Origin of the sequence: Streptomyces sp. NPDC017202, assembly GCF_044331705.1 — a bacterium.
GTDB lineage: Bacteria > Actinomycetota > Actinomycetes > Streptomycetales > Streptomycetaceae > Streptomyces.
Map to the genome: position 1 here is coordinate 577,334 of NZ_JBIRNP010000003.1, position 6,321 is coordinate 583,654.

The 6,321-nt window shown below is 74.2% G+C and carries 5 protein-coding genes; 2 read left to right on the top strand and 3 right to left on the bottom strand.

What is annotated here, in order from left to right; translation table 11 throughout:
• Positions 1–346 precede the first annotated feature (346 nt).
• Positions 347–1,195, top strand: coding sequence for an aldo/keto reductase (locus ACH4N1_RS10035; RefSeq protein WP_398095940.1), 849 nt, complete (start codon positions 347–349; stop codon positions 1,193–1,195).
• Between the two features lie 233 nt (positions 1,196–1,428).
• Here ACH4N1_RS10035 and ACH4N1_RS10040 read toward each other — a convergent pair whose 3' ends face one another.
• From ACH4N1_RS10040 to ACH4N1_RS10050, 3 genes are all read right to left on the bottom strand, one after another.
• Positions 1,429–1,962: an SSI family serine proteinase inhibitor gene (locus tag ACH4N1_RS10040; protein WP_398095942.1), complete on the bottom strand. Its 534-nt coding sequence runs from the start codon at positions 1,960–1,962 to the stop codon at positions 1,429–1,431.
• A complete protein-coding gene (locus tag ACH4N1_RS10045) occupies positions 1,959–3,281 on the bottom strand; it encodes a M14 family zinc carboxypeptidase (RefSeq protein WP_398095944.1) in 1,323 nt (440 codons plus the stop codon). The genes ACH4N1_RS10040 and ACH4N1_RS10045 overlap by 4 nt, the downstream gene beginning before the upstream one ends.
• Positions 3,282–3,713: 432 nt before the next feature.
• A complete protein-coding gene (locus tag ACH4N1_RS10050) occupies positions 3,714–4,265 on the bottom strand; it encodes an FHA domain-containing protein (protein ID WP_398095946.1) in 552 nt (183 codons plus the stop codon).
• Positions 4,266–4,451: 186 nt separating this feature from the next.
• On the opposite strand from ACH4N1_RS10050, the gene treZ reads away from it, so the two are divergent.
• Positions 4,452–6,197 (top strand): malto-oligosyltrehalose trehalohydrolase, encoded by a 1,746-nt coding sequence (treZ, locus tag ACH4N1_RS10055; RefSeq protein ID WP_398095948.1) that lies wholly within the window; start codon positions 4,452–4,454, stop codon positions 6,195–6,197.
• Positions 6,198–6,321: the final 124 nt, after the last annotated feature.

A 6,321-nucleotide genomic window follows, 5' to 3' on the forward strand; every position in this document is an offset into this window, starting at 1 on the left:
CGGCGCGGAACACCGGGCCCCGCCCCGGCGGATCGGGCCGGGCCGGGCACCGTTCGCCGCGCCCACGCCGTCCGCTCCGGCACCGCCGAGGCCGGCGCTACCCCGCCCGGGTGGCCGTCGCCCTGCCGCGGGCCCAGGGTGGGGGCATCGCCCCGTCCCCGGAACCACGCGCGTGTCCCGGATCGGGGAGAACACCGCCGCCGACGGCATCCGGCTCACCCCCGCGGTGCTCGACGGTCTCTCCGGCCTGCCCTCCCCCGGCAGCCGGAGAAGCCCACCCGGAGGGCGCCCGGCAGACGCTCGAACGCCGAGAACCCCCATGACCTCACGACTCCCAGGAGTTTTCATGCAGACCGTCACCCTGAACAACGGCGTCGACATGCCGATCCTCGGCTTCGGCGTGTACCAGATCCCACCGGAGGAGACCGAGCGAGCCGTCGGCGACGCCCTCGCCGCCGGCTACCGGTCCTTGGACACGGCCGCCGCGTACGGGAACGAGGAGGCCGTCGGCCGCGCGATCCGCAGCAGCGGCGTCCCGCGCGAGGACCTGTTCGTCACGACCAAGCTGTGGGTCTCCGACGCCGGTGAGGAAAGGGCGAAGCGCGCCTTCGGCACCTCGCTGCGCAAGCTCGGCCTGGACCACCTCGACCTGTACCTGATCCACCAGCCCTACGGCGACGTCTACGGCTCCTGGCGGGCCATGGAGGCCCTGCACCGCGAGGGTCTCGTCCGGGCGATCGGGGTGTCGAACTTCTACCCGGACCGGCTCGTGGACCTGATCGACCACAACGAGATCACCCCGGCGGTGAACCAGGTCGAGACCCACCCGTTCTTCCAGCGCGCCGCGGAGCAGGACCTGATGCGCGAGCGCGGGGTGCAGATCGAGTCGTGGGGCCCGTTCGCCGAGGGGCGCAACAACCTCTTCACCGACCCGCGCCTGAGCGGGATCGCCGCCGCGCACGGCAAGTCCGTGGCGCAGGTCGTGCTGCGCTGGCTCGTCCAGCGCGGGGTCGTCGTCATTCCGAAGTCGGTGCGCGCCGACCGGATGGCGGAGAACCTCGACGTCTTCGACTTCGCTCTCACCGACGACCAGATGGCGGCCGTCGCCGCCCTGGACACCGGGGCGTCGCTGTTCTTCGACCACCGCGACCCGGCCATGGTCAGCCGGCTCGGCAACGTCACCCTCGGCTCCTGAACCGCCCGGAGGAAAGTCCATGACGGCCTGGAACGACTCGGACCTGCGGAAGGCCGGCGCCGCGAGCGGCCCCCCGCAAGCCCTCCCGAGATCCGAGGAGCCTCGCCGACGCGCGCCACCCTGCTGCACGGTGCCGACGACGTCCGTGTCGAGGACGTCGCCGACCGCGCCGGGCGTCACCCAGGGGGCGGGCGGCTCCGGACACGCCCACGCGCGCGTGCCCGGAGCCGGCCTCACACCTCGGGCAGCTCGGACAGTCCGGGAAGTCCGGGAAGTTCGGGGAGTCCGGGAAGTTCGGGGAGTCCGGGGAGTTCGGGGAGCCGGTCGTCGTCCAGGGCGAACACCGCGCCCGTCTCCGCGAGCATCACGCAGGTGTTGGAGAAGGTCCTCGTGTACTCGACGGGGCGGCCGTGCCACCGGCCGCTCGCGCGGGCGGTCACGGGCGCGTACAGGAGGGAACAGACGGCCTCGCGCGGCGCGACGGCGTCGATGTCGCCGTTCGCCGCCGTGAGGTCGGCGCAGGCCTCGGCGGCGCGGGAGTGGCCCTGGGGCGGGTCGCACAGCAGGAGCGTGCCGCGGGTGTCACCGGAGCGGGAGTCGCCCGTGGTGACGCTGAGCCGGAGTCCGTCGCCGGGCAGGAGTCCGTCGCCGGGCAGGACGTGACCGGGCGCCGACGCCCGGGCGGGGGCGACGGCCACGGCGACGAGGAGGAGGGCGGCCGTGACGGGCAGGGCGACCAGGAGGCTGGGTGCGGGGAAGTGCTTCATTCCCGGTGCATCGGCACGGGGGCCCCGGTTCCCCAGTCCGGCTCACCCGATCGTGCGGGCGCGCAGGCCGGCCGTGCGGCCAGTTCGAACGCGGCGAGGACGACCCTGGTCTGGTACTCCACCTGGCGGGCGACGGGGATCCAGCGGGCCCCCAGACCGTCGTGGTAGTCGGCGCACCACGCGTCGATGAGCGCGTCCAGCTCCGGCAGCGCGCCGGCCGGATCGTGCCCGGACCCCGCGACGAGCTGGTGCAGCAGGCCCGCGGTGCGCACGGCGATACGGCGGCCGGCGATGCGCAGGGCGGCCAGGTGGGCGGTGTTCAGGGGCGGGAGCGGACGGGTGGGGTCGCCGGTGTCGGGATCCCAGGCGTCGGCGAGGCCGGGGCAGACGAGGAGGTAGTCGTCGACGGGGGCGAGCAGGCGGGCGGTGTCGGGTGCGCCGGGGAGATGGGGCCGCACGCGTGCGAGAACGCGTTCCAGGAGGCGGGTCTCGTGGCGCAGGGTCCGGCTCACCGCGCGGAGCACGGCGTCGCGGTCGGCGGGCGGTGAGCCGTCCTCGACGGCGGCGACGCCCCACATGGGCGCCTCGACGACCGCGGTGACGGTGCCGTGCCGGTGCGGGTGGTACCAGGTCGACTCGACGGCGGCCTCGGTGATGGCGGCGGCCAGGTCGCGCGGGCGCGGCGGCGGGATCCGGTGGACGGCGGGTCCGAGTTCCGGCCAGTACAGGGTGTCGTAGGGGCCGAGTTCGCGGGGGATGCCGAGACGGGCGGCGGCGTGGGCCACGCGCTGGGGCATTCCGGGCAGGTCACGGGTGAGTTCGACGAAGCCGCCGCCGACGTCGACACCGTGCAGCGAACCTTGGAAGAAAGGTTTCAGCTCGTCCTGGAGGCCGAGCAGCGCCCGGGTCTCGGGCAGCGCCGCGGCCTGCGCCCCGTCGGGCAGCCACTCGGGCTGTTCCAGGAAGCCGGGCCGGAAGAAGTGCCGGAAGTAGCGGCCGAGGGTGTACGGGCCGGACAGCCAGCCCTCGTTGCGGCGCAGTCCGTCGGGGTCGAGGCAGAGCAGCAGGTTCCAGGTGGCGTCGGCGTCCTCGGTGAGCCGGGGGTCGGCGAGGACGCGTTCGGCGAGCCGCAGGACGGTGCCGCCGCCCACGGGTTCGTTGGCGTGCGGCCCGGCGACGACCAGGGCCTGCCGGCTGCCGTGGCCCACGGAGAGCAGCCACAGGGGCGTGCCCGCGCGCGAGACGCCGACGCGGCGCAGCCGGGTGTCGCGGGGCCGGCGGGCGACGAGCGCGGCCGCGCGGGCCGCGAGTTCGTCCACGGTCGGGTAGCGCCGAAGTGCCGGCAGGACACACCTCCGCGTCGGGAGCGCCTTCGGTTCACCGGGAGTGCCGGGTGCACACACAGTGAGTCATGACCCGGAAGGTACGTCAACACCGCCCCGGGCGCCTCGACTTGCCGGGCGGGCCCGGCATCTCTCCCGCGGACCGGGCCGGCCCGCGGCCCGGCGCGACCCGCACGGGAGGCTCCGGGGTCTTCCGTCTCGATCGTGCCGGACCCCGCGGGCCCGGCACGGTCCGAACGACAGGGCCTGGGGTCTTTCGTTTGGATCAGGCCGGATCAGGGAGCGGGGCCTGGTGCCGTTCATCGCGAGGCGGAGGAGGGCGCCATGGCGGAGCCATGGCAACCGACGACAACGCGGCGAGGGACGGTGCCAGGCCCCGCGAGCCCGGCATGATCCGAACGAGAGGCCCTAGTTCACCGAGAGGCGGAACGCCATCCGTCCGAACGCGACCTGGTCGCCCTCGCGGACCACGGCGGCGCCGATGACACGCCGTCCGTTGACGGTCGTGCCGTTGGTCGAGCCGAGGTCGCGCAGGATCCACATGCCGCCCTGGCGGCTGAGTTCGGCGTGCACGCGCGAGACGCTGTCGTGGGTCAGCCGCAGGCCGCTGGCGGGGTCGCGGCCGATGCGCAGCGCCCGCTCGGTGCCGGGGTGCGGCAGCAGCAGCTTGGGCAGCCGCTCGGCCTGCCAGGCCCTGCGCAGCCGTACGGTGAAGCCGGAGACGGCCTCGACGGTGCCGAACACGGCCCGCGAGAAGCGGCTCTCCCTGGGCAGGTCGGCGGTGAGGACCGCCAGTTCGTCCGAGCGGCGGGCGGCGAGCGCCAGTTCCATGCGCCGGATGAACGTGTCGTGGGAGAGACGGCCCATGGCGACACCGTCACGGAGCACCTTCAGTGCCCTGTCGCGCTCCACGTCGGACAGGCGCGCGGGGTACGTGTTGAACTCGAATGACGACGTCACGCTCGTGATTGTCGGTCAGTGGGCGTCGACTGTCCAGAAAACGGGAAAACGGCGCCCCGGCGCGCGTGCCCGGAGCGGACCGCTACGACACCGGCCGCGAAGGGAGTGTTCGTGCGGCGGATCGACCTCGTTTGGAGCACGATGGGTCGGGCTACATCACGGTGAGCAGACGAAGGGGAACCGTCCGTGCAGTTCGAGGTGTGGGCACCGCAGGCCGAACGTGTGACGCTCCAGTGCGAGGACGTGACGCGCGCGTTGGAGCGCGACGCCGCGCGGCCGGGGTGGTGGACAGGTGAGGCGGAGGCGCGGGACGGCACCCGGTACGGCTTCGCGGTGGACGACGGCCCCGTGCGGCCGGATCCGCGGTCGCGCCGTCAGCCGGACGGGCCCGACGGGCTGAGCGCGGTCGTCGACCACGGCCGGTACGCGTGGCGGGCGCGGTGGCCGGGGCGGCCGCTGCCGGGTGCGGTGCTGTACGAGCTGCACGTGGGCACGTACACCCCCGAGGGCACCCTGGACGCGGCGGCCGACCGGCTCGCCCACCTCGTCGAACTCGGTGTGACCCACGTGGAGTTGATGCCGTTGTGCCCCTTCCCCGGCCGGCACGGCTGGGGCTACGAGGGGGTGTCGCTGTGGGCGGTGCACGAGCCGTACGGCGGTCCCGAGGCGCTGAAGCGGTTCGTCGACCGGGCGCACGAGCTGGGCCTGGGGGTGGTCCTGGACGTCGTGCACAACCACCTGGGCCCGTCGGGCAATTACCTGCCCGTGTTCGGGCCGTACTTCACCGACACGCACCACACCCCGTGGGGTTCGGCCGTCAATCTGGACGCGCCCGGCTCGGACGAGGTGCGGGCGTTCCTGCTGGGCAGCGCGCTGGCGTGGCTGCGCGACTACCGGATCGACGGGCTGCGGCTGGACGCGGTGCACGCGCTGGCCGACACGCGCGCGTACCCGTTCCTGGAGGAACTGTCGGAGTCGGTGGACGCGCTCGCCGAGGAGACGGGCCGGCCGCTGTTCCTGATCGCCGAGTCCGACCTGAACGACCCGCGGCTGATCACGCCCCGCCGGGAGGGCGGCCTGGGGCTGCACGCGCAGTGGAACGACGACTTCCACCACGCCCTGCACACCGCCCTGACCGGCGAGTCCCAGGGCTACTACGCCGACTTCGGGCGTGATCCGTTCGCCGCGCTCGCCAAGACCCTCACCGGCGGGTTCTTCCACGACGGCACCTGGTCCAGCTTCCGCGGCCGGTCCCACGGCCGGCCGCTGGACCGTAACCGGCTGCCCGCGCACCGGCTCCTCGGCTACTCCCAGACCCACGACCAGGTGGGCAACCGCGCCCAGGGCGACCGGCTCGCGGCCTCCCTCTCCCCCGGCCTGCTGGCCTGCGCGGCGACGCTGACACTGACCTCGCCGTACACGCCGATGCTGTTCATGGGCGAGGAGTGGGCGGCGGGCACGCCCTGGCAGTTCTTCACCGACCACACCGACCCGGAGCTGGCGGAGGCGGTGCGGCGGGGCAGGCGGCGGGAGTTCGCGGAGCACGGCTGGGCGGAGGAGGACGTGCCGGACCCGCAGGACCCGGCGACCCGGGACCGCTCCTGCCTGGACTGGTCGGAACCGGAGCGCGAGCCCCACGCGCGCGTGCTGGCCTGGTACCGCCGGCTGATCGCCCTGCGGCACGCCCACGCCGACCTCACCGACCCCGACCTGGCGGACCTCAAGATCGCCTACGACGCGCAGGCCCGCTGGCTGGCCTTCCGCCGCGGGGACGTCCGGGTGGCCGTGAACCTCGGCAAGGCACCGGCGGAGATCCCGCTCGGCACCCGCCCCGCGCGCGTGCTGGCCGCGTGGGAGCCGGTGGAGACGGCGGGCGCGGACGGGCTGCTGCGCCTGCCCGGGGAGTCCTGCGTGGTCCTGGAGCAGGACTGAGGGCCACCGCACGAAATGGGGCGGGCACCAGGGCGTGTTTCGAAAGTGGCGTCGTCTGCCCGAAGGGCAGGCCCGGCGGCGTCCGGTGCGTGCGATCGCAAGGCGGAGGGTCGCCCCGATACCG

Bases quoted from the DNA above. Each gene is read 5' to 3' on its own strand.
- ACH4N1_RS10035 (WP_398095940.1), top strand. From the start codon at position 347: ATGCAGACCGTCACCCTGAACAACGGCGTCGACATGCCGATCCTCGGC.
- ACH4N1_RS10040 (WP_398095942.1), bottom strand. From the start codon at position 1,962: ATGAAGCACTTCCCCGCACCCAGCCTCCTGGTCGCCCTGCCCGTCACG.